This is a genomic window from Micromonospora sp. NPDC051296, from assembly GCF_040682255.1.
Classification (GTDB): domain Bacteria; phylum Actinomycetota; class Actinomycetes; order Mycobacteriales; family Micromonosporaceae; genus Micromonospora; species Micromonospora craterilacus.
Window position 1 is genome coordinate 1 of record NZ_JBFBAO010000579.1, and the last position, 2,541, is coordinate 2,541.

Annotated in this window: 1 protein-coding gene; it reads left to right on the plus strand. The window is 72.3% G+C overall.

The window, feature by feature from the left end:
- Nucleotides 1-2,416 (plus strand): indolepyruvate ferredoxin oxidoreductase family protein (locus AB0M52_RS33125; RefSeq protein ID WP_363961793.1); only part of this gene is annotated, 2,416 nt, incomplete at its 5' end.
- Nucleotides 2,417-2,541: the final 125 nt, after the last annotated feature.

A 2,541-nucleotide genomic window follows, 5' to 3' on the forward strand; every position in this document is an offset into this window, starting at 1 on the left:
GACCGACGCCGACGGCGAGCCCTTCCTGCCCGGGTACGGCGTCTTCACCACCGACCAGCTCGCCGCCGCCCTCGGGCCCCGGCTGCGCGACCTGCTCGGCGACGCCGTCCGGCTGCCGGAGCAGCCCCGACCCCGGACCCTGCTGCCGCTGGTCACCTCCCGTAAACCGTTCTTCTGCTCGGGCTGCCCGCACAACAGCTCCCTCGCCGTGCCAGCCGGTGCCGTGGTGGGCGCCGGGATCGGCTGCCACATCCTGGAACTCGTGGTGCCCCGCGAGGAGTACGGCACCATGGCCGGCTACACGCAGATGGGCGGCGAGGGTGCGCAGTGGGTCGGAATGGCTCCCTTCACCAGCACGCCGCACATCTTCCAGAACGTCGGTGACGGCACCTTCCACCATTCCGGCAGCCTCGCCCTGCGCCAGGCCGTCGCGGCCGGCGTGAACATCACCTACAAGCTGCTGTACAACAGCGCGGTCGGGATGACCGGCGGCCAGCACGTCGAGGGGGTGCTCGACGTACCCCGGCTGGTCCGGATGCTGGCCGCCGAGGGCGTCGCCCGCACCATCATCACCACTGACGACACCCGCAAGTACCGGTGGCTGCGGCTGCCTCGCGGCGTGCAGGTGTGGAAGCGTGAGCGGCTGCTGGAGGCGCAGGAGGTGCTCGCCGCCACCCCGGGGGTCACCGTCCTGCTGCACGACCAGCACTGCGCGGCCGAGAAGCGCCGGCTGCGCAAGCGCAAGCAGATGGCCCAACCGACCCGGCGGGTCGTCATCAACGACCGCGTCTGCGAGGGCTGTGGGGACTGCAGCGCGAAGTCACAGTGCCTGAGCGTGCAGCCGGTGGAGACCGAGTTCGGCCGTAAGACGACGATCCACCAGTCGTCCTGCAACTTCGACTACTCCTGCATGCGGGGCGACTGCCCCTCGTTCATGACGGTGGAGACCTCGGCGGGCGGCCGTGCCCGCCCGTCGGGCGACGGTACCGTCCCGCCGCTGCCGGACCTGCCGGCGCCGGTGCTGACCGTGCCGACCGACGCGTTCAACGTCTACCTGACCGGCATCGGCGGCACCGGCGTGGTGACGGTGAGCCAGGTGCTCGCCACCGCAGCCGTGCTCGACGGCAAACTGGTACGCAACCTCGACCTGACCGGCTCCAGCCAGAAGGCCGGACCGGTGGTGTCGCAACTGCAGGTCTACACCGACCCGTCGGCCGAGCCGGCCGCCCAGATCGCCGACGGCGACGCCGATCTGATGCTCGCCTTCGACCTGCTCGCCGCGATGAACGCCAAGGGCCTGGCCAAGGCGTCGCCGGCCCGCACGGTGGCGGTCGGCTCGTTGAGCCCGACACCCACGGCGGACATGGCGGTCGACCCGAGTATCGGCTACCCGTCGATCGAGGCGCAGGCTGGCCAGCTCGGTGACGTGACACGGCGCGACGACAACGTCTTCGTCGACCCGGAGGCGATCGCGGACGCGGTCTTCGGCAACCACCTGATGGCCAACACCGTGCTGGTGGGCGCGGCGTACCAGAGCGGCGCGCTACCCATCTCGGCGGCGTCGATCGAGGAGGCGTACCGGCTGAACGGGACCGCCGTCGCGGCGAACGTGCAGGCGTTCCGGTGGGGCCGGGCCGCCGTCGCGGAGCCCGCCACGGTCGAGGCGCTGGTCGCGGCTCGCCGGCGTCGGCTCGCGCCCCCGCCGCTGTCGGCCGCCCTGGCCGAGCGGGTCGGCGGCCTGTCGGCGGACCCGTCGTTGCGGGATCTGCTGCGTACCCGGGTCGCGGACCTGGTGGCGTACCAGAGTTCCGGGTATGCCCAGCGGTACCTCGACGCGGTGGAGCGGGTGGCGGCGGCGGAGACGACGGTCAGCGGCGCACCCGGCCCGCTCACCCGGGCCGCGGCGACCCAGCTGCACCGGCTGATGGCCTACAAGGACGAGTACGAGGTGGCCCGGCTGCACCTGCTCGACTCGGCCCGGGACGCGGTGCGGGAGCAGTACGGCGCCGGGGCGAAGGTCTCCTGGCACCTGCACCCGCCCATCCTGCGGGCGATGGGGATGACCTCCAAGATCCGGCTCGGGCCGTGGTTCCGGCCCGGCTTCCAGGCGCTCGCCCTGCTCAAGCGGGTACGCCACACGCCGCTGGACGTCTTCGGCTACGCCCACGTACGCCGGGTCGAACGGGACCTGGTCGTCCACTACACCGCGCTCGCCGAGGCGGTCGCCGCCGCGGTGACCGCCGACAACCTCGACCGCTGCGTGCGGCTGCTCGACCAGGCCGACACGATTCGCGGCTACGAGGAGGTCAAGCTCCGCAACGTCACCCGCTACCTGTCCGTGGTGGAGCCGGAAGCCCGCGCACTGGGACTGGAGCCGGTCGTCCCGCAACCCCTGACGTCGTTGCGGCCCCACTGACGGCCGCAACGCGCCCCGGTCACTTCTCGCGAGGGGAACGAGCCGGCCGGATCCGCAGCACGCGGATCCAGCCGGCGCTGCTGCCGGCGCCGCCGAGAAGGAGAACCGCTGATGGGTACGAAGCG